We start from the raw sequence: 22,062 nt of genomic DNA, 5'->3' as shown, positions 1-22,062 counted from the left end.
GATCAAAAACCTGTTATTCAACAGGCTCACTGACACATTGCAGTGGGTGGCCCGCCTTGAGGGCGGCGTCAAGCACTTGTTCAACCTTGGTGGCGGCGACATCACGCGAATAAACGCCGCAGACGCCTTTGCCATCGAGGTGAATCTTCAACATGATCTGGGTGGCTTGTTCGCGGTCCTTGCTGAAAAACTCCTGCAGCACCACGATGACAAACTCCATGGGGGTGTAGTCGTCATTGAGCATGACCACCTGATACATCTGGGGCGGCTGGGTCTTTTGCGTGCGTCTTTCGAGCACGACAGAACCGCCATCATCCCGCGCTGGCCGGGTCACAGGCGGCGCGGTGGGAGGTGAAGGTGGTTTTGTTGCCATGAAAATCATTCTAGCGACCCACGCGAGGGGCTGCCGCAAGAGAAGTTGGTTGTTGACCTTGTTTTTTCAAGCCACAGCGCCATGGATATTTTTGGCGGCCCCGCCTTACTCGTAGACCACCGTGGCAGACCCCGATCCCGCCTGCGCCGTCCAAGCCGCCAAGGCGGCATCCGTCGGGAAAAAGCGTGCGTTCTCGCCCAATTGCAGTTCAGCAACCGCCGCTGCGTCTTCGGCCGCGCAGCGCACGCCCATGCGCACGCGCAGGCCATGCATCAACTCGCCGTCGGCCACCTCTTCACGGCGGGGGGGAACTCTTTCACCAGACGCGGAACATCCGGCACCTTGTCGCCCATCATCACATGCAGGTACTTGCCAAACCGGCAACGCGCCCCTGCCAAGTCCCACACCTGCTGCACCTTCACACGCAGGCCACCACTGAAATGGTCGAGCTGCAGGCGCCCCATCATCACCACGAACTCATCTTCCTTGAGCTGGTTGCGGTACGTAGTGAGCAAGGCCTCGTCGGCTGACGCCTCAATCACGGCCGACTTGTCATCGAGCTTGAACAGGCCCAGCTTGCCACGCTGCCCATTGATGACCCGAAAATCACTGATGATCCCGGCCAGCACCTGGGGTTCGCGGCTGTCCAGCAGCTCATCAATCTGGGTGCGCACAAAACGACGCACCTCGGTGGCCACTTCATCGAACAGATGGCCCGACAGGTAGAAGCCGACCGCCGTTTTTTCCAGCGTAAGTCGCTCCTTGATCCCCCAAGGCACCGCATCCACCAGTTCAGGCTCCTGTGTGCTGGAGCCGTGGGCATCGTCGCCCATCATGTCGAACAGCCCGCCCTGGTTCACGTTGGCCAGCGTAGCGGCCGCAAAGTCAAAGGCCCGGTCGATGGACGCCACCATCGCTGCCCGGTTCATGTTGATCGAATCAAAAGCACCCGCCTTGATCAAGGCCTCCACCGTGCGTTTGTTCATGCGCGCCTTGTCCACACGCAGGCAGAACTCGAACAGGCTCTTGAAGGGCCCGGTGGTAGAGCCATGAGGCCCTTCGCCACGCCCTTCGCGCGATGCCACCATGGCCTCTATGGCCTGCTGTCCGGTGCCTTTGACGGCACCCAGTCCATAGCGAATGATCTTGTCGGTGACAGGCTCAAACCGGTAAAACCCCCGATTAACGTCTGGCGGCTCGAAAGAAAGCCCCATCTTGTTCGCGTCCTCGAACAACACCTTGAGCTTGTCGGTGTCATCCATTTCCACGGTCATGTTGGCGCAGAAGAACTCAGCGGTGAAGTGCACCTTGAGCCAGCCCGTGTGGTATGCCAGCAGGGAGTAGGCAGCCGCATGTGACTTGTTAAAGCCGTAACCCGCAAACTTCTCCATCAGGTCGAACACTTCATCCGCCTTTTGCTGGCTGATGTTCTTTTCTGCGGCACCTTTGCGGAAGATCTCCCGGTGCTCGGCCATTTCCTCGGCCTTCTTTTTACCCATGGCGCGGCGCAGCATATCGGCACCACCCAGGCTGTAGCCCCCCAGCACCTGGGCGGTCTGCATCACCTGTTCCTGGTACACCATGATCCCGTAGGTCTCGGCCAGAACGGGCTCCACCAGCGGGTGCGGGTACTCCACCACCTCCTTGCCGTGTTTGCGGTTCACAAAGCTCGGGATCAGGTCCATGGGGCCCGGGCGATACAGCGCGTTCAACGCAATCAGGTCTTCCAGCCGACTCGGCTTGGCCTCCTTGAGCATGCCCTGCATGCCGCGGCTTTCAAACTGGAACACTGCTTCGGTCTTGCCCTCCGAGAACAAGCGGTACGTCGGCCCATCGTCCAGCGGTATGGTCTCGAAAGCGAAATTCTCTTGCCCCTTGTGGCGCTTGATGATGAACTCGCGCGCGATTTCCAGGATGGTGAGCGTGGCGAGACCCAAAAAGTCAAACTTCACAAGGCCAATGGCCTCCACGTCGTCCTTGTCGTACTGGCTTACCGCCGATTCACTGCCCGGCTGCTGGTACAGCGGGCAAAAATCGGTGAGCTTGCCTGGCGCAATCAGCACACCCCCCGCATGCATGCCGATATTGCGCGTCATGCCTTCGAGTTTTTGCGCCATCTCGATGACAGTCTTGACGTCTTCTTCCTTGCGCACCCGCTCGTAGAGCATGGGCTCCAGCTCAAGCGCGTAGTTGTTCTTGTCACCCTCCTTCTTGGGATCGGGCGGGTACTGCAAGGTGTACGACATTCCGGGTTTTCCGGGAACCAGCTTGGAAATCCCATCGACAAACATGTAACTCATGTCCATCACCCGGCCCACGTCCCGAATAGCCGCTTTGGCGGCCATCGTTCCGAACGTTGCGATCTGGCTGACCGCGTTCTTGCCGTATTTGTCTTTCACATAGTCAATGACGCGGTCGCGGTTCGATTGGCAAAAGTCGATGTCGAAGTCGGGCATCGAAACCCGTTCCGGGTTCAAGAACCGCTCGAACAGCAGGTTGTATTCCAGCGGGTCCAGGTCGGTGATCTTGAGCGCATACGCCACCAGCGAGCCGGCACCCGACCCCCGGCCAGGCCCCACCGGACATCCATTGGCCTTGGCCCACTGGATGAAATCCCCCACGATGAGGAAGTAACCTGGAAAGCCCATCTTGAGGATGGTGCCAATTTCAAATTCCAACCGCTCCTGATAGCGTTGGCGCTGCTGGTCCCGATCGGCCTCTTTAGGAAACAACAGCTTGAGCCGCTCCTCCAGCCCCTCGAATGACGCCACCCGAAAATACTCGTCGATCGGCATGCCGTTGGGGGTCGGAAAATCGGGCAGCTGTGGCTTACCCAACACCAGGGTGAGGTTGCAGCGCTGGGCGATTTCCACCGTGTTCGAGATAGCCGATGGCACATCAGCAAACAAGGCTTCCATCTCCGCAGATGACTTGAAATACTGATCGCGGGTGAACTTGCGCACCCGGCGTGGGTTGGCCAGTATTTCGCCCTCCGAAATGCAGATGCGGGCCTCATGGGCCTCATAGTCGTCCGCCGTGGCGAACTGCACCGGATGCGTGGCCACCACGGGCAGATTCAGACGCGCAGCCAACTGCGCTGCAGCAGCCACATGGACTTCATCGTCCACCCGCCCCGCACGTTGCAACTCGATGTAAAACCGGTGTGGAAAGATCCCCGCCAAACGCAAGGCAAGATCGGCGGCGCCCGATTCATCGCCCTTCAGCAACGCCTGCCCCACGGGGCCGGCCTGGGCTCCAGCAAGGGCGATCAATCCTTCGGAAAGCTCTTCCAGCCAAGCCCAGGTGCACTGCGCCAGGTTCTTGACGATGTTGCGGGTCCACGCACGGGCGAGCAACTCCGACAAGTTGAGGTAACCCTGGCGACTTTGCACCAGAACGATCAGCCGCGACGGCCCAGCCCCGGCCTCGCCCTCCAGATAGATTTCGGCGCCCAAAATGGGCTTGACACCCTTGCCCCGGGCTTCCTTGTAGAACTTGATCGCGCCAAAGAGATTATTGAGATCGGTGATCGCCAGCGCGGGCTGGCCATCCTTGGCAGCCGCTTTGGCCACCTCATCGATTCGGTTGGTACCGTCTACGACGGAAAATTCGGTGTGCAGGCGCAAGTGAACAAACATGCGGTCATTGTAGAAAGCCTCGTGCGCACCCAACCGAAAGCCTGTCGCGCAATGCGCGCTTTGCAGCAACGGCCACCAGTACAATGCCCTTTCTGCCCACGGTGCACCCGGCAGGAGAAAGCCCCTTGCGCACCTGTTTCCTTATTTGCTGAAAGCTGCCTGCGATGCTGCGTGCCCCACTGCCCCTCGTTTCCGCCCTGCTGTTCGCGGGTCTGCTGGCTGGTTGCTCCAGCACCCCCGAAGACAAAACGGCCGGATGGAGCCCCAATCGCATCCACTCCGAAGCACAGGACGAGATGAACAGCGGTGCCTACGACAAGGCGGTTCCGCTGCTCGAAAAACTTGAAGGCCGCGCAGCTGGAACCCCTTTGGCCCAGCAGGCCCAGATCGACAAGGCCTACGCGCACTACAAGGCGGGTGAAAAAGCCCAGGCCGTCGCCACGCTGGACCGCTTCATGAAGCTGCACCCCGCCAGCCCTGCACTGGACTACGCGCTATACCTCAAGGGGCTGGTGAACTTCAACGACAACCTCGGCCTGTTCTCATTCATTTCGCGCCAAGACCTGTCCGAACGTGACCAAAAGGCTGCCAAAGACTCCTTCGAGGCCTTCAGTGAGCTGGTCACCCGTTTCCCGGAGTCCCGCTACGCGCAGGACTCGCGCCAGCGCATGACCTACATCGTCAACTCGCTTGCGCAGTATGAGGTGCATGTGGCGCGTTACTACTTCCAGCGGGGCGCGTATGTGGCGGCCATCAGCCGTGCCCAGGTGGCCGTTGCCGACTACCAGGGCGTTCCAGCACTGGAAGAAGCGCTGTATATCCTCATTCAGTCCTACGACGCCCTGGGCATGACACAACTGCGCGACGATGCGCGCCGCGTCATGGACAAGTCCTACCCACAAAGCACGTACATGAATGGCGGCCTCAAGGGCAAATCGGATCCGTGGTGGAAGGTCTGGTAAGCGCCCGCAAGGCTTCGTCAAATTCGTCCGCCGACTCCAACCGCCGCATTGGCGGCAGCGCAGCCAACAGACGCTTGCCATAACCCATGGTGACAAGGCGAACATCGCCCACCACGAGAATCCCCCGGTCCGACTCCCGCCGGATCAACCGCCCCGCCCCCTGCTTGAGGGCCACGGCCGCCTCGGGCAGCGCATAGGCCTTAAACGCCTTCCCCCCCGCCCTTTCGATACGCTGCGCACGCGCCTCCACCAACGGATCCCCTGGCGGGGGAAATGGCAGTTTGTCGATGACGACCAACTGCAGCGCGTCTCCCGGTACGTCAAACCCCTCCCAAAAAGTGGCAGACGCAACCAGCAGACAACCCGGCTGGCCCCGCTCGGACCCTTCACGGAAACGCTCCATCAGCCGGCGCTTGGGCCACTCGCCCTGCACCAGTACCTCCAGCCCACCCCCAGCGGCAAACCGCGCCTTGAGCGCGTCGCCCACAGCACGCAAGGCCTTGAGCGTGGTGGTAAGCACCAGCGTGCGCCCGCCCAGCTGCTCTGCGGCATCTCCCACCCATTGCGCCAGCATGTGGCTGTGCGAAGGGTCCGCTGGCGAGGGTAGATTGCGCGGCACATACAGTGCGGCCTGCGTGGGGTAATCAAAGGGGCTGGCCACCCGGAGGATTTCTGCATCCTGCAGCCCGGCCCGCTCGGTAAACCAGGTCAGCCGCTCGTCATCACCCAAGGTGGCTGACGTGAAGATCCAGGCGCGGCCAGGGCCGGCTGAGGGCTCGTCGGGCCAGCCATCGACCTCGTCTGCCGACTCGGCGGGCGACACAAGCAGGCGCGTGCGCATGGCCTCTGCGATGTCCAAGGGCGATTCGATCAGGCGAAGCTGGGGGCCTACATCCACCCACCGCACCACATCAGGATCTCCTGGGCCAGAAAACCGGGCCAGGCGCGCCAGCAACTCGGTACCTCGCTCATACAGGCGCACAAAATCTGGAGCGATCTCGCTGACGGTGTCCAGCGCGTCCTGGGCCTGCGCACAGGCCAGTGCTGCATTGCGCATCGCGCTGCGCCAGTCGCTGTCCGAGACACCGTCCGGGGCATCGTCCGTCCAGCGCAACTTGGCCCCACCCGCCGCAGCACCCACGGCCAGACGCAAATCCCGGGCTGACATCTCCACCAGACGAGACAACCCTGCCCAATCCGCCAAGCCCCGGGCATGTTGAAGGCCTGCGGTCAACAGATCCCTGCTGAAATCCATCAGCTGCCCCATGGACAGCTGGGCCCCCAAAAACTGCACTCCGGTTTCGTTGATCTGGTGCGCTTCATCAAACACCACCACGCGCACAGTGGGTAACAGCTCGGCCATGCCCGACTCGCGCACTGCCACATCGGCAAAAAAAAGATGGTGGTTGATGACCACGATGTCGGCCGCCAACGCCTCGCGACGCGCCCGATGCACATGGCATTCACGGAACCGGGGGCACTGCGACCCCAGGCAGTTCTCACGGGTCGAGGTGACCAGGGGAATCACGGGCGAGCGGTCGTCCAGCCCCGTCAGCTCCGCGAGGTCGCCCGACTGGGTGTGGCGCGACCAATCCTCCACCTTGGCCAACACACGCGCAACGCCCCGGTCCTGCGCCTGTACCTCCTGGCGCGCCTGCTCCATGCGGTACAGGCACAAATAGCTGGCCCGCCCTTTGAGCAGCGCCATGCGCACGGGCAGGCCCAGCGTTTGCACCAGCCGGGGCAGATCGCGCGCAAAAAGCTGGTCCTGCAGAGCCTTGGTGGCCGTGGACAGCAGCACCCGCTCACCACTGAGCAGGGCGGGAACCAGGTACGAGAACGTTTTACCCACCCCTGTCCCCGCTTCCACAACGAGGACACCCCCCGCTTCTATGGTCCGCGCCACCGCCATGGCCATCTGGGTCTGCCCCTCCCGGGGCTGGAAGTGCGTGTCTGCCCGCGCCAACACGCCACCGGGAGCGAACACCTCCGGCACCATTTCGATCAACCCCATCAGGCGGGCTCTTGGGGCAGAAGCTCGCGCTCCAGCCGGTCCAGGGCGTCGCGCAACACCAGGCGACGCTTCTTCAGGCGGCGCAACGTCAGCTCATCTGGCGCAGCGCCAGGTGCGCACCGGTCAATCAAAGCATCAATGTCCGCATGTTCCATGCGCAATTCAATCAGCTGTCGGTGGGGGAGTGGAGGCTGGGTTTCAAGGCAGGGGCGGCAATGGCATGGCGAAAATGCCACAGGCGGGCGGATAATACGCGCTTGCCCCGTTTTCCAACACGGCAGTTTGCGCACGCGCCCCCACAATCACCAGCATGACCAAAGCGTTTCGCCTCATCGCGTCCACCGGCATCCACAAGGGCGACCGGGAATACCAGCAAGACCAGGTGGCCCTGATCTCCCACGAGCGGCACAACGGCTGCGTGCTGGGCGTACTGGCAGACGGCATGGGAGGCCGAAGCGGCGGGCGCAAGGCCTCCGACCAGGTCATGATGACCGCACGACAGCTGTTCGAGCGTTACTCGCCCGACACCGATGATGCGGTGTCGATGCTCAAGAACATGGTCGAAGAGGCCCACATTGTCATCCGGCTGACCGCCATCTCGGCCGAGCAGGAACCCCACAGCACGATCGCGGCGTTCCTGATCAACCCCCGAGGGGACTGCCACTGGGTCCATGCAGGGGACTCGCGCATTTACCATTTTCAAGGGTCCCGCATGGTGTTCCGCACCAGCGATCATTCCTATGTCCAGGCGCTGGTGGATCGGGGTGAGTTGACCGAAGCAGAGGCCAACAACCACCCGCACTCCAACATACTGGTCGGCTGCCTGGGCACCGAAAGCGATCCACCGATCACGACGCACATCATTCCGCAGTTGCAGCCCGGCGACGTTCTGATGGCTTGCAGCGATGGCGTATGGCATTACTTTTCGCCCACCGAACTTGCTTCGGTAGTGGACTCCCTGTCCCCGCGCGAAGCCACGGAGTTCCTGATCGAAAAGGCCCGCTCCCGGGCCCGTGGCGGCGGCGACAACCTGTCGCTGGTCATCGTCAAGATCGAAGCGCTGGTGGAAGAGAAAAAAATCGCCCGCCTCACCCCCGTCGATGCGGGCCGAGCCTGATCATTGCCCGGCCCACCGACGTCAGCGCACAGCGAGCCGTCATTACCCCTTTCGGCTGACGCACCCCATTGGCCTGCCGGCCACCAAAAGAACCGTAGGTGCGACGGAGAAACCGTCCCAACCCTGCGGCTTCAGCGTGGGAACACTGGCGCCGATGGTGAGGGTAGTGGTGCTGCAGACTTGTGGCCCTGAGCTGCGGCATCGGCCTGCGATTTTTCAACCCGTGCACGCCGCTCCTCCGCTGCTTTGAGCGACTCTTCATGCCGGGCGCGCGCCTTGGTAGCGCGATCTGCATTGCCTGCGGCGCGGGCAGCCTGCTCGCTGGCTTGCACCTGTGCCCGGCTGCGCTGCTGCTGTGCACGCTGCTCAGCGTCGCGGTCTCGCTGCGCCTTGGAAGCCAAGGGATCGACGTAAGAAGGCTTGCGCACCACGGCATCCGGCCCTTTGTCAGCGGGTAGGACGGCGGGCACGGCTTTCTGCTTCTCCTCAATGGAGCGCAAGCGTTCGGCCGCTTTTTCCTTGCGTTCTGCATCGTTGAGATTCACCTCGCGGGCACGCAGGCGATCTTCAGCCTCACGCGCTTTTGCGCGAACATCCCGCAGACAGTCTTCAACGGCAAAGCGCTGGTAGCAGGCCGCGTCCTCCCTATGGCGTGCCGCAACCAGTGCTTCCCGCTCGTGGCGGATGCGCTCATGCTCTGCCTTACGGTGTGCTGCTGCGGCGGCACGCCCCTCATCCTCCGTGGCTGCAACAGCTTGTGCCCAGACAACGTTCAAAAGCGACGAGAGCAGCGCCCAAACCACCACCGCAGAACGCGCATTGATGATCATGTGAGCCCCGTATCCACGGAGCGCCGCTCCAAGGCCAGGAATTCCTTGGATTGCATCTCGTTGAGCCGGGAGATCGTGCGCGGAAACTCATGGGCCAACGGGCCCTCGGTGTAAAGCTGCTCGGGGGCAACCGCTGCAGACATGATGAGTTTGACCCGCCGGTCATAAAGAACATCCACCAGCCACGTGAAGCGCCGCGCGGGTGATGCCATGCTCACAGGCATGTGGGGAACATCGGACAGAAGAACCGTGTGAAACTGGGTCGCAATCTCCAGATAGTCATTCTGGGAGCGCGGGCCACCACAGAGGGTCTTGAAGTCGAACCACACCACACCACCCGCTTTTCGGCGTGCGCGAATCTCGCGGGCCTCAATGTGCAACACCGGATCCTCGTCGTGTACTTCCGCCAACTGGTCGAACGCCTGGCTCATCTCGGCGTCAGCCTCGGGTCCCAGTGGCGTGTGGTACAGCTTTACGTGCTCCAGGGTCCGCCGCCGGTAGTCGGTACCGTTGTCAACATTGACCACTTCGAGTTTCTCGTTGAGAAGAGCAATCGCCGGCAGGATGCGATCCCGGTGCAGACCGTTTGGGTACAGCCCATCGGGCTCGAAGTTCGAGGTGGTCACGAACCCCACACCGTTGTCGAACAGCGCGGCCAGCAGCCGGTGCAAGATCATGGCGTCGGTGATGTCGGCGACATGAAACTCGTCGAAACAGATGAGCTTGTAGCGCTTGGCAATGCGCTCGCCCAGCACGTCCAACGGGTTCACCGTGCCCTGCAGAGCTGCCAGCTCGCGGTGTACCTCTCGCATGAACTCATGGAAGTGCAGACGGACCTTGCGCTTCAGCGGTATGGCGTCAAAAAAGCACTCCATGAGGAAGCTCTTGCCACGCCCCACCCCGCCGTACATGTACACGCCCCGTGGAATGTCGGGGCGGTTGATGAGCTTCTTGATCGCATTGGAGCGACGTGCCTTGTACGCAGCCCAATCGTCGGCACAGCGCTGAAGGGCATCCACAGCGCGTAGCTGGGCAGGGTCACTTTGGTAGCCTTTGGCGGCCAACTCGGCCAGATAAGCCTGTTTGACAGTCACGTTGTGGATGCTCTGATACTACAAATTTAATAGCACCTAGCGCTTATTAATCAAGCGCTAGAGCCCGTTTTCACCTAAATATCAAAAATTCAGCGTGCGTTTGTCCACCGCAAGGGCTGCTTCCTTGGTGGCTTCGCTCAAGGAAGGGTGAGCGTGGCAAATGCGCGCAATGTCTTCGCTGCTGGCCTTGAACTCCATGGCCACAACGGCTTCAGAGATCAGCTCGCTGGCCATTGGACCTACGATGTGCACGCCCAGAATTTCGTCGGTGTCGGCATCGGCCAGCATCTTCACCATGCCGGTGGTGTCGCCCAGAGCACGCGCGCGGCCATTGGCCAGGAACGGGAAGGTACCGGCCTTGTACTTGACGCCGTCGGCCTTGAGCTGCTGCTCGGTACGGCCGACCCATGCGATTTCGGGGCTGGTGTAGATGACCCAGGGCACGGTGTTGAAGTTGACATGGCCGTGCTGACCAGCGATACGCTCGGCCACGGCAACGCCCTCTTCTTCGGCCTTGTGTGCCAGCATCGGGCCACGCACCACGTCGCCCACCGCCCACACGCCGGGCAGGTTGGTCTTGCAGTCGCCGTCGACCACGATGGCACCACGCTCGTCAAGCGCCAGGCCCACAGCGTCGGTATTCAGGCCGATGGTGTTGGGTACGCGGCCGATGGAGACGATGAGCTTGTCCACATCCAACGCCACGGCTTCGCCCTTGGCGTTGGTGTAGGCGATGCTCACACCCTTCTTGCCGGTCTTGATCTCGCCGACCTTCACGCCCAGTTCGATCTTCAGGCCCTGCTTGTCGAACGCCTTCTTGGCCTCCTTGGCGATCTGCTCGTCCACCGCGCCCAGGAAGGTTGGCAGACCTTCGAGGATGGTGACTTCGGCACCCAGGCGGCGCCACACGGAGCCCATTTCCAGGCCGATCACGCCAGAACCAATGAGACCCAGCTTCTTGGGGACAGCGCCCACACGCAGTGCGCCGTCGTTGGACAGCACGAATTCTTCGTCGAACGGTGTGCCGGGCAGCGCACGGGCGTTGGAGCCGGTAGCGATGATGATCTGCTTGCCCAGGAGCGATTCTTCGGCGGCACCAGCCACCTTGATCTCATAACCGCCTTCGACCGCCTTGGTGAAGGAACCACGGCCATGGAAGAAGCTGACCTTGTTCTTCTTGAACAGGTACAGGATGCCGTCGTTGTTCTGCTTCACGACGGTGTCCTTGCGGGCAATCATCTTGGTCACGTCCATCTTGACGCCAGTGGCCGTGATGCCGTGCTCGGCAAAGTGCTTGTTGGCGTGTTCGAAGTGTTCAGACGATTGCAGCAGCGCCTTGGAAGGAATGCAGCCCACGTTGGTGCAGGTGCCGCCAGGTGCAGGGCCACCCTTCTCGTTCTTCCATTCGTCGATACAGGCCACGTTGAAGCCCAGTTGGGCTGCGCGGATGGCGGCAATGTAGCCACCGGGGCCGCCGCCGATGACGATCACATCAAATTGTTTGCTCATGGGAAATCTCGTTCAGTCTGTTGGAGAAAGACCCACCGGCGGGCAAGACCAGAGGTCAGGCCACGCGGGTGGGTCAATACGGTTCAGGGCTTAGATATCAAACAGCAGGCGCGAAGGATCTTCCAGCGCTTCCTTCATCGCCACCAGGCCCAGCACGGCTTCACGGCCGTCGATGATGCGGTGGTCGTAAGACATCGCCAGGTAGTTCATGGGGCGAACGACAACCTGGCCGTTTTCGACCACGGCGCGGTCCTTGGTAGCGTGCACGCCCAGGATCGCAGACTGGGGCGGGTTGATGATGGGGGTGGACATCATCGAACCAAAGGTGCCGCCATTGGAGATGGAGAAGGTGCCACCGGTCATTTCTTCAATGCCCAGCTTGCCTTCGGCTGCCTTCTTACCGAATTCGGCGATCTTCTTCTCGATGTCGGCAAAGCTCATCTGGTCTGCGTTGCGCAGGATGGGCACCACCAGGCCGCGGGGCGAGCCCACGGCAATACCGATGTCGAAGAAGCCGTGATAGACGATGTCGTTACCATCCACCGATGCGTTGAGCACGGGATACTTCTTCAAGGCATGCACGGCCGCCTTCACGAAAAAGCTCATGAAGCCGATCTTCACGCCGTGTTCCTTGGTGAACGCGTCCTGGAACTTCTTGCGCATGTCCATCACCGGGGCCATGTTCACTTCGTTGAACGTGGTCAGGATGGCGTTGGTCGATTGCGACTGCAGCAGACGCTCGGCCACGCGGGCACGCAGGCGGCTCATGGGAACGCGCTGCTCAGGGCGACCGCTCAGATCTTCCTTGCCTGCGGGGGCCGCCACTTGCGGCAATGCCTTGGTGGGCACACCCGTCGGAATGCTGCTCGGGGCCGCCACCGCCGCCTTCGCTGCACCACCAGCCACTGCGCTGAGCACGTCGCCCTTGGTCACGCGGCCATCCTTGCCACTGCCAGCCACAGCCGACGCAGACAGGTTGTTTTCCGCCAGCAGCTTGGCGGCTGCCGGCATGGCCACATCACCCTTGGAGCCGCCCGTAGCGGCAGGGGCCGATGCCGGGGCCGCAGCCACCGCTGCAGCAGGTGCCGCTGCGGCAGCAGCGGGCGCAGCCGCGCCGACCTTGCCTTCGGTGTCGATCTTGGCGATGAGCTGCTCTGCCACCACCGTGGCGCCGTCCGCCTGAATGATCTCGGCCAACACGCCCGCTGCTGGGGCAGGCACTTCAAGCACTACCTTGTCGGTTTCGATTTCAATGAGGATTTCATCGATCGCCACAGCTTCACCGGCTTTTTTCTTCCAGGTCAGCATGGTGGCTTCAGCCACGGATTCAGACAGCTGGGGGACTTTGACTTCTACGATAGCCATATCAATTCTTTCGGAATGGGTTCTGTTCTGTTCTGTTTTCAGGGTGCAACTGGCCTTACTTGGTCAGGACAAAACCCTTGAGCTTGGCAAACGCGCCATCCACCAGCGCCTTTTGCTGTTCCTGGTGCAGGTGCGAATACCCCACAGCAGGTGACGCGGATGCTGCACGGCCGGAGTAACCCAGCTTCTGGCCTTCCAGCATGTTCTCGTGGATGTAATGCTGCACGAAGAACCATGCGCCCTGGTTTTGCGGCTCATCCTGGCACCACACCACGTCGGTGGCGTTGGGGTACTTTTTGAGTTCAGCCGCAAAAGCCTTGTGCGGGAAGGGGTAGAGCTGCTCCACGCGAAGGATGACCACATCGTCGTCTTCACGCTCCGTGCGCTTCTTCACCAGGTCGTAGTAGACCTTGCCCGAACAGGCGATCACGCGCTTGACCTTGGCCGCCTTCTTGACGATGGCTTCGTTCTGCTCCGGGATCACCGTCTGGAAGCTGCCCTTCGTGAACTCGGACAACGGGGAAGTTGCGTCCTTATTACGCAGCAGCGACTTGGGCGTCATGATGATCAGCGGCTTGCGCAGATCACGCACCATCTGGCGGCGCAGTACGTGGAAGATCTGGCTGGCCGTGGTGGGTTGCACCACCTGCATGTTGGCATCGGCCGACAGCTGCATGAAACGCTCCAGGCGGGCAGAGCTGTGTTCAGGGCCCTGACCTTCGTAGCCGTGTGGCAGCATCAGCGTGATGCCGTTCACACGGCCCCACTTCACTTCACCCGAGGCGATGAACTGGTCGATCACCACCTGTGCACCGTTGGCGAAGTCGCCGAACTGGGCTTCCCAGATCACCAGGGTGTTGGGGTCGTTGGAAGCGTAGCCGTACTCAAAGCCCAGCACAGCCTCTTCGGACAGGATGGAGTCGATGACAACAAACGGCGCCTGGTTCTCGGCCACGTTCTGCAACGGCACATAAGTGCCGATGTCCCACTTCTCGCGCTTTTGGTCATGGATGACCGAATGGCGGTGCGTGAACGTGCCACGGCCGCAGTCTTCGCCCGACAGACGCACCGGGTAGCCGCTGGCCACCAGCGAGGCAAACGCCATGTGCTCGCCCATGCCCCAGTCCACCGGCGTGTCGCCACGGCCCATGGCAGCGCGGTCGTCGTACACCTTCTTGACCAGCTGGTGCGGGGTCACGCTCTCGGGAATGGTCGTGATCTTCTCTGCCAGGCGCTTCCACTCGGCCAGGGGAATCGCGGTGTCGCCTGCGTCGGTCCACTTCTTGCCCAGGAATGGACTCCAGTCCACGGCGTACTTGCTCTTGAAGTTGGTCAGCACCGGGTCAACCGTGTGCTTGCCAGCGTCCATCGCGGCACGGTAGGCCTTGGCCATGTCGTCGCCCAGAGTTTCGCCCATGCCTTGCGCAGCCAATTTGTCGGCATACAGCTTGCGCGTGCCGGGATGCTGGCCAATTTTCTTGTACATCAGCGGCTGGGTCAGGGCAGGCGTGTCCTGCTCGTTGTGGCCCAGTTTGCGGAAGCAGATGATGTCCACGACCACGTCCTTGGCGAATTCCATGCGGAACTCCAGCGCAAGCTGGGTGGCCAGAACCACCGCTTCTGGGTCATCACCATTCACGTGCAGCACGGGCGATTCGATCATCTTCACGATGTCGGTGCAGTACAGCGTGGAACGCGTGTCGCGGGGGTCGGACGTGGTGAAACCGATCTGGTTGTTGATGATGATGTGCACCGTGCCACCCGTGGAGTAACCACGGGTCTGGGCCAGCGCCAGGGTTTCCTGGTTGACGCCCTGGCCTGCAAAAGCCGCGTCACCGTGCACCAGCACAGGCAGCACTTGCTTGCCGTGGGGATCAGCGCGGCGATCCATACGAGCACGCACGGAACCTTCCACCACGGGGTTCACAATTTCCAGATGGGAAGGATTGAACGCCAGCGACAAGTGAACCGGCCCGCCGGGGGTGGTCACATCGGAGCTGAAGCCTTGGTGGTATTTCACGTCGCCAGAGGGCAGCTCTTCGGGGGCCGTGTGATCAAACTCTGCGAACAAGTCCTTGGGCATCTTGCCCATGGAGTTCACCAGCACATTCAGGCGACCACGGTGGGCCATGCCGATCACGATTTCCTGGACGCCCTTGGCGCCAGCAGACTGGATGAGCTCATCCATCGCGGCGATGAAGCTTTCACCGCCTTCAAGGGAGAAACGCTTTTGACCCACATACTTGGTGTGGAGAAAACGCTCCAAGCCTTCTGCAGCCGTCAGGCGGTCCAAAATCTGCTTCTTCTTTTCTGAGCCAAAGCTGGGCTTGCTGCGGATTTTTTCCAGCTTCTCCTGCCACCAGCGTTTCTGGTTTTGGTCAGTGGCATACATGTACTCGGCACCGATGGAGCCGCAGTACGTTTCGCGCAGCGCATTGATCAGCTCCCGCAGCGGCATCGATTCTTTGCCGAAGAAGGTGTTGCTGGTGTTGAACACGGTTTCCTGGTCCGCATCGCTGAAGCCATAGAACGAGGGCTCGAGTTCAGGGATCGCAGGGCGTTCTGTGCGCTTCAGCGGATCGAGGTCGGCCCAGCGTTGGCCAACGTTGCGGTAAGCCGCAATCAGCTGTTGAACGGCAGTGCGCTTGCGGCCCAGTTCCGAATCGGCACCGGTCGCCACCACAACCTTGGTACCACCTTGCTTTGCACGTTCTGCAAACGCATTGATGACCGGCAGGTGGGGCACGTCTTTGGCGTTGCTACCGTCCACAGCAGGAACGTGCTGAAGCGCGTCAAAGTACTCACGCCAGTTGTCTGGCACGCTGCCGGGATTTGCGAGGTAGTTCTCGTACATCTCTTCGACATAGGGCGCATTGCCGCCGAAGAGGTAGGTGTTGCCTTGGTAGGCTTGATAGACAGATGTCGTATCGCTCATATTCCGCTGACCTCCGCTTTCCTTGGGAAAGCATTAGCTGGTTGAGAAACCTTCCGCGGCACGGCTGAACCGGTTGGCGGATGCGACTGTGGCTAGGGAAGGGCCTTGGTACGGCAAGCATTGTGCCACCGAACTGGCAATCACCCAACCCGACGGGGATTGGATCAACGGGCTGCCAGCAGAAATGGGCAGTGCCCGGTGGGGCCTCGCGTACATTCCGGGTATTCCATTGCCACACTAAAACATGACATCCAACAACCTCCAGGACAAAGCCTTTCTGTTGCTGCTGACCCTTGTGACCATCGCATTCGGGCCATCTTGTGGCAGTTTCACGGCGCCGTTTTCTGGGGTGTCATTCTGGCGATCCTGTTTGCCCCCTTGCACCGCAAGTTGCTCAAACGAATGCCCAAACGCCCCACGCTCGCGGCCCTTTGCACACTGGGACTTTGCCTCATTGTTGTCATCCTGCCCATGACGGCCATTACCATTTCACTGATTCAGGAGGCCACCGCGATCTACGAGCGGATGCGCTCCGGTCAGATCAATTTTGGACTGTATCTGCAACAAGTGATTGCCGCCCTGCCCGCCTGGGCCGCCGGGTTGCTGGACCGACTGCACCTCACCAGCGTGGGCGAACTCCAGCAAAAACTCTCGTCTGTGGCCGTGCAGGCCAGCCAATTCGTCGCGACTCAGGCACTGAGCATCGGACAGAACACACTGGAATTCGTCGTGAGCTTCGGCATCATGCTGTATCTGCTTTTTTTCCTGTTGCGCGATGGTTCAAGCCTTGCAGTGCGCATCGGCCAAGCAACGCCTCTGGACGAAGCCCACAAACGGCAGTTGGTCAGCAAATTCACCACCGTGATCCGCGCCACGGTCAAAGGCAATATCGTGGTGGCAGCATCCCAAGGGGCGTTGGGCGGCATGATTTTTTGGGTGCTAGGCATCCAGGGCCCGGTACTCTGGGGCGTGCTGATGGCTTTTCTATCCCTGCTACCCGCCGTCGGTGCGGGACTGATCTGGGTTCCAGTTGCCATCTACTTTCTGGCGACAGGCGCCGTGTGGCAGGGGGCTGTGCTGACCGCCTTCGGGATCGGTGTGATCGGGCTTGTGGACAACATCCTGCGCCCCATACTGGTCGGCAAAGACACCAAGATGCCTGACTACGTGGTGCTTATCTCCACCCTCGGAGGAATGGCGCTATTCGGATTGACGGGGTTCGTGATTGGCCCGGTGATTGCCGCCTTGTTCATGGCAAGCTGGGATCTTTTTGCACCGCATCAGGCGAGCGATACCTCTGCCGATTGACAAACCCGGCTCACTCATGCCGACCGGGACATCTACATCGACGACCACTTTTTCAGCTTCGAGAAAAGCAAAGGCCTCCACTTGGAGGCCTTTGAAATTAAACGCGTACGTTATGAATCGAGTGGCAGGGCGCACAAAACAGGATGATGGGCTTTCAGCCTGCGTTTTGGCTACGCCAAATGAAAAGAGGAACTGACCATGACAGCCAACTCCTCTCAAATTTTGGTGGAACGTGCGGGGGTCGAACCCACGACAAACGGATTAAAAGGGGGCTAAAACCCCATATTTTTCAATAACTTAGCTCGCCTTCGCTCGCTATATTTCGCGCAAGCTTGCCAAGAGTGTCACGTTGGCTTAAGCTTGATCGCAGCGCATACCGGACGACTGCAATCGGCCAGTTGCTGACAGTCGGCCTGATCGGCTGGATGACTGTTTCAGCCTGGTAGCGGTCCATGGATTCGCGAAATGAATGTTCGTGATCTCTCCGTGACCCGCCATTCACTTGTACCGCACCGCTCAATGAAAAGTCGACTGTCGTATGACTCGATGGCGGGTAGCGTCATGATGGGTGAATACCTCACTAGTATTCTCGCTCAGTAAGCCATCTTCTCAGGGCTTCGTGTGGAACTTGTAGATGGCTCCCGATTGATCGCGTCGGCAATGCACTCAAGATCGGTGTACCCAGATAAAAAACAGCGGCCTTTTAGCACTCACGAATTCGAGTTATTAAGGACATCCCTAGCGCCACTGGCTCAAGGTGCGGTGATTAGCTCATTGAAGTATCTGTCCCAATACTCAGACGCCCTGATATAGTGCTTCGGCGGCGCGTGATTCAAAAACGCTGGCGGCTTTTTAGTGGCGGTTCACCTCATCCGGTGGTAATACCTAAAGCTACGACGTTTGCGTCGTAGCTAATAAAAGAAGCCGATGTGACTTCACAATGCCTCCGGTTTTTTCAGCACTGCGCACCAATTTTTAACTAAAAATAAGTAAGAGGGATATATGTCAAAAGCTTTCAGTAGCCAGCGCATAACGTTGTATCAACTCGCTCTGTTTGCGATTACATTGGCCATGCTGCTTTTTGCGCACCCTTCAACGTTAGCTGGGACTCACCCATCCTCAGGCAACGCTCGGCAGGAACTTGTTTTCATAGAAGGCAACGTGGAGGGCCACAGTACACTCGTGCGTGATTTTGGACCCGATGTTCATACCTACGTGCTGGACGCCAAGCAAAACGGGCTCGTGGAAATCGCCCGTGTTCTGAGCGAATACGACAAGGTGGACGCCATACACCTTGTATCGCACGGTGCTTCTGGCGCTCTGCATCTGGGCTCCGTCACTTTGACCGAGAGCAATCTCGGCTTGTATGTGAAAGAGTTGGCTGCAGTACGGCGGGCTTTGAAGCCGGGCGGTGACCTTCTGCTCTATGGGTGCGAAGTTGCTGCGGGTCAAACGGGCCAAAATTTTGTGTCTGCGTTATCCCGCGAAACACAAGTTGCTGTTGCTGCCTCAGTCAATAAAACGGGAGCCAAGAGCCTTGGCGGGGACTGGGTGTTGGAGCAGCGCTCCGGCACGATTCAAACTGCGAGCCTGTCAAGTCCTGGTTATTCCCATCTGTTGGCGAACGGGACAATAACGTTCATCAACAGTACTGGTGGGGTGGGGACCGGTGGCATCGCAACGGACGGACAGGGCGGATCGATCGATTTGCCAGGTATCGTGATTCAGATATCCAACATATCCGATACTGCCGGAACGCAAGCCGGAACCGTGTCGTGGCAAGACAATATTTTCTTGAACAGCAACGACGCCATGTACTCCGCGATCACCTCCAACCAGAATGGCGGTACCAAAGGCATGCGGATCAAATCCATTGGTGGCATCAAATTTAAGCTCACACAGTTCAAGCATTACAACTGGGGGGAATCATCGACCACCACCATGACCGTAAAGGGCTATCGCAACAGCGTGGAGGTTGCATCAACGACTTTTGAAGCCTTCATACCAACCTACCTGCCATTTGATGTTGTTTTGGGCAATGGTTTTGACAATGTTGACGATGTCCGGTTTTACATCACCGCAGGTGGCTATGTGGGCGACCAATCGGCTACCAACATCTCCATCAACAACATCGTGATCGCAGATGCGGTGCCGTCCGCTCCAACCGCCACGACAGACACCGCCACCAGCATCACTACCACTAGCGCAACCCTGAACGGTACCGTCAACGACAAAGGCGCATCCACCACGGTCACATTCGACTACGGCCTGACCAACGCCTACGGCAGCTCCGCAGCCGCCACCACCGGCGGCACCGTGGGCGCAGGCGCTGGTGCCACCGCTGCCTCCGTCGCTATTTCCAGCCTGACCTGCAACACTACGTACCATTTCAGGGTTAAAGGGGTCAACAGCGAGGGCACCACCAACGGCAGTGACGCCACGTTCACTACCAACCAGTGCCCGCAGACCATCACCTTCAACAACCCCGGCACCCAGTCGTTTGGCACCACACCCACGCTGCCTGCGACGTCCACATCGGGCCTGGCGCCCACCTTCACGACCACCACCGCCGGTGTCTGCACCATCTCCACCGGCGGTGTATTGACCACGGTGACCACCGGCACCTGCACCATCAATGCCAACCAGGCCGGTGACGCAACCTACGCCGCGGCACCCCAGGTCCAGCAATCATTCATGATCGCTGCAGTCTCACCCGGCACGCCCACGATCGGCACGGCGACAGCGGGTGATGCCCAAGCTTCGGTCACCTTCACCGCGCCTGCGTCCAACGGTGGCTCACCCATCACCACGTATACGGCAACGGCGATTCCTGACGGAGCGACAGGCAGCTGCGCAGGTCCTGGTGCCTGCACCATCACTGTCCTTGGGCTCACCAACGGCACGGCCTACACGTTCACCGTGACCGCCGCCAACGCTGTAAACACCGGCTCGGCGTCTGCCGCGTCGAATTCCGTGACACCCAAGGCGGCACAGGCCATTAGCTTCAACAACCCTGGCACACAAAACTTTGGCACCCCGCTCACCTTGACGGCCACGGCGACATCGGCCCTGATACCCACCTTCACGACCGCCACTGCCGGTGTCTGCACGATCACGCCCGGCGGCACATTGACCTTCGTGACAGCGGGTAGCTGCACCATCAGCGCAAACCAAGCGGGCAATGGCAGCTTCAATGCCGCTCCGCAGGTCCAGCAAACCTTCACGGTCAACGCTGTCGCACCCGGCACACCGACGATCGGCACGGCGACAGCGGGTGATACCCAAGCCTCGGTCACCTTCACTACGCCGGCGTCCAACGGTGGCTCACCCATCACCACGTATACGGCAACGGCGATTCCTGGCGGAGCGACAGGCAGCTGCGCAGGTCCTGGTGCCTGCACCATCACTGTCCTTGGGCTCACCAACGGCACGGCCTACACGTTCACCGTGACCGCCGCCAACGCTGTAAACACCGGCTCTGCGTCTGCCGCGTCGAATTCCGTGACACCCAAGGCGGCACAGGCCATTAGCTTCAACAACCCTGGCACACAGAACTTTGGCACGATCCCCACGCTGGCTGCCAGCGCAACATCCAGCTTGAGCGTGACCTTCACGTCGACAACAACGGGCGTCTGCACCGTTGCCCCCGGTGGCGCGCTGACCTTTGTCACTGTCGGCCTCTGCACCATCAATGCCGACCAGGCCGGCAATGCCAGCTATCTGGCGGCCCCCCAGGTGTCTCAAAGCTTCACAGTCGCCGCAACGGTTCCAGGCGCACCGACCATCGGTGTGGCTACGGCCGGCAATGCCCAGGTCAGCGTGTCATTCACGGCCCCGGCCGTCAGTGGTGGGGCACCGATCACAAGCTATACGGTGACATCCGCGCCGGGCGGCATCACCGCCACCGGCGCGGCCAGCCCCATCGTAGTGCCCGGCCTGACCAACGGCACGTCGTACACCTTCACGGTAACCGCCAACAATTCCGTAGGCGCCAGCGCTGCATCGGCTGCATCTGCCGCGGTGACACCCCAGTTGCTCACCGTGTCGGGCACGGTGCCTGGCATGGTCGGTACGGCTACGGCGACCCTTTCGGGAGGCGGCTCATCCTGCACGCTGAACCCCACCAGCGGCTTTGCGAGTTTGTCCAACCCTGCTCCTGCGGGCAAAACCCTGCCTTATGGGGAATATGCATTTCAGTCCACCAGCTGCGTCGGGACCGTGACGATGGCGATCACTTACCCTGAAGCCCTTCCGGCCGGCATTCAGTTCTGGAAGTACGGCCCTGCGACACCGGCAGTGGGCGGGGTGGTGGCTGCATCCAGCTGGTTCCAGTTCAGCGGCGCATCACTCAGCGGTGACCGCAAGACTGTGACCTACAGCATTACGGATAACGGCGTGGGTGACTCGGACGGAGCGGTCGGTAGCATCAGCGATCCGTTCGCACCGGTGGTGGGCCCTGTGGCAAGCGATGCCGTGGCGATTCCTGTGGATGCACCGTGGGCGCTGGCGTTGCTGTCGGCCATGATTGGTTTGATGGGCTGGCATAGGCAGCGCCAGCGTGCCCGTAATTAATTTGTATGAAAGGTGGTGTGAACGTCCGAACACCTCCTGATAATTGGCAGCATGCCGGAATTTGTGGGCATGCCCGATCCAGGGCAAGATGCACTTTGCGAACGGTCTCCGCTGCCCGGACTCGCTTTTACAGGTGCGCAAACTTCCGAATGGCCGAATCGATCTGCGTAGTATCGAAAAGAGGTAGGTTTGGTGCGGAGATCGATGCTTTGGTCAATGCAGCCCAGTCGGACTCGGATCTGCGAGTGGTGAATGAGTAGTCATACTGATGGCGCGCGTGACAGATCGGCCAGATTTGTCGAAATTAGCCGATCGATATGTGATCATCTGAAAGCGAGCTAGACC

10 protein-coding genes and 4 pseudogenes are annotated in these 22,062 nt (G+C 60.3%); 5 read left to right on the top strand and 9 right to left on the bottom strand.

Annotated elements, in window-relative coordinates; genetic code table 11:
- Positions 1-13 precede the first annotated feature (13 nt).
- Positions 14-382, bottom strand: coding sequence for an ATP-dependent Clp protease adapter ClpS (clpS, locus tag CLU85_RS10750; RefSeq protein WP_029414237.1), 369 nt, complete (start codon positions 380-382; stop codon positions 14-16).
- Between the two features lie 96 nt (positions 383-478).
- Positions 479-4,011, bottom strand: a pseudogene (gene dnaE, locus CLU85_RS10745) (DNA polymerase III subunit alpha).
- Positions 4,012-4,175: 164 nt separating this feature from the next.
- On the opposite strand from dnaE, the gene CLU85_RS10740 reads away from it, so the two are divergent.
- On the top strand, positions 4,176-4,973 hold the full coding sequence (locus CLU85_RS10740) for an outer membrane protein assembly factor BamD (protein WP_100410250.1): 798 nt from the start codon (positions 4,176-4,178) through the stop codon (positions 4,971-4,973).
- On the opposite strand, the gene CLU85_RS10735 is transcribed toward CLU85_RS10740, so the two are convergent.
- Positions 4,936-6,987: an ATP-dependent DNA helicase gene (locus CLU85_RS10735; protein WP_100410249.1), complete on the bottom strand. Its 2,052-nt coding sequence runs from the start codon at positions 6,985-6,987 to the stop codon at positions 4,936-4,938. The two genes, CLU85_RS10740 and CLU85_RS10735, sit on opposite strands and share 38 nt — an antisense overlap.
- A pseudogene (locus CLU85_RS10730) lies at positions 6,987-7,189 on the bottom strand (YdcH family protein). Before CLU85_RS10730 ends, CLU85_RS10735 begins: the two are co-directional and overlap by 1 nt.
- Before the next feature lie 108 nt (positions 7,190-7,297).
- On the opposite strand from CLU85_RS10730, the gene CLU85_RS10725 reads away from it, so the two are divergent.
- On the top strand, positions 7,298-8,104 hold the full coding sequence (locus tag CLU85_RS10725) for a PP2C family serine/threonine-protein phosphatase (protein ID WP_100410247.1): 807 nt from the start codon (positions 7,298-7,300) through the stop codon (positions 8,102-8,104).
- 131 nt (positions 8,105-8,235) lie between these two features.
- Here the strand turns inward: CLU85_RS10725 and CLU85_RS10720 are convergent, their stop codons facing one another.
- From CLU85_RS10720 to CLU85_RS10700, 5 genes are all read right to left on the bottom strand, one after another.
- On the bottom strand, positions 8,236-8,934 hold the full coding sequence (locus CLU85_RS10720; RefSeq protein ID WP_100410246.1) for a hypothetical protein: 699 nt from the start codon (positions 8,932-8,934) through the stop codon (positions 8,236-8,238).
- The gene (zapE, locus tag CLU85_RS10715; protein WP_100410245.1) at positions 8,931-10,028 is read right to left on the bottom strand and encodes a cell division protein ZapE; all 1,098 of its coding nucleotides are present in this window, start codon (positions 10,026-10,028) and stop codon (positions 8,931-8,933) included. Before zapE ends, CLU85_RS10720 begins: the two co-directional genes overlap by 4 nt.
- Positions 10,029-10,109: 81 nt before the next feature.
- On the bottom strand, positions 10,110-11,537 hold the full coding sequence (gene lpdA, locus CLU85_RS10710) for a dihydrolipoyl dehydrogenase (RefSeq protein WP_100410244.1): 1,428 nt from the start codon (positions 11,535-11,537) through the stop codon (positions 10,110-10,112).
- Positions 11,538-11,627: 90 nt separating this feature from the next.
- A complete protein-coding gene (gene odhB / locus CLU85_RS10705; protein WP_100410243.1) occupies positions 11,628-12,902 on the bottom strand; it encodes a 2-oxoglutarate dehydrogenase complex dihydrolipoyllysine-residue succinyltransferase in 1,275 nt (424 codons plus the stop codon).
- A gap of 55 nt (positions 12,903-12,957) precedes the next feature.
- Positions 12,958-15,837, bottom strand: coding sequence for a 2-oxoglutarate dehydrogenase E1 component (locus CLU85_RS10700; protein WP_100410242.1), 2,880 nt, complete (start codon positions 15,835-15,837; stop codon positions 12,958-12,960).
- A 244-nt stretch (positions 15,838-16,081) separates the two neighbouring features.
- Between CLU85_RS10700 and CLU85_RS10695 the strand changes: the two are divergent.
- The 3 genes and pseudogenes from CLU85_RS10695 (at position 16,082) to CLU85_RS10690 (ending at position 21,717) form a co-directional block, all read left to right on the top strand.
- Positions 16,082-17,145: pseudogene (locus CLU85_RS10695) on the top strand (AI-2E family transporter).
- A 1,002-nt stretch (positions 17,146-18,147) separates the two neighbouring features.
- Positions 18,148-18,726: pseudogene (locus tag CLU85_RS23620) on the top strand (DUF4347 domain-containing protein); the annotation flags it as partial.
- 213 nt (positions 18,727-18,939) lie between these two features.
- On the top strand, positions 18,940-21,717 hold the full coding sequence (locus tag CLU85_RS10690) for an IPTL-CTERM sorting domain-containing protein (protein WP_232727791.1): 2,778 nt from the start codon (positions 18,940-18,942) through the stop codon (positions 21,715-21,717).
- The last annotated feature ends 345 nt before the right edge of the window (positions 21,718-22,062 follow it).

It is taken from the genome of Acidovorax sp. 69 (assembly GCF_002797445.1).
Lineage (GTDB): Bacteria > Pseudomonadota > Gammaproteobacteria > Burkholderiales > Burkholderiaceae_C > Acidovorax.
Note: the sequence above shows the minus strand (reverse complement) of the source record. Positions and strands in the feature narration are given on the sequence as shown.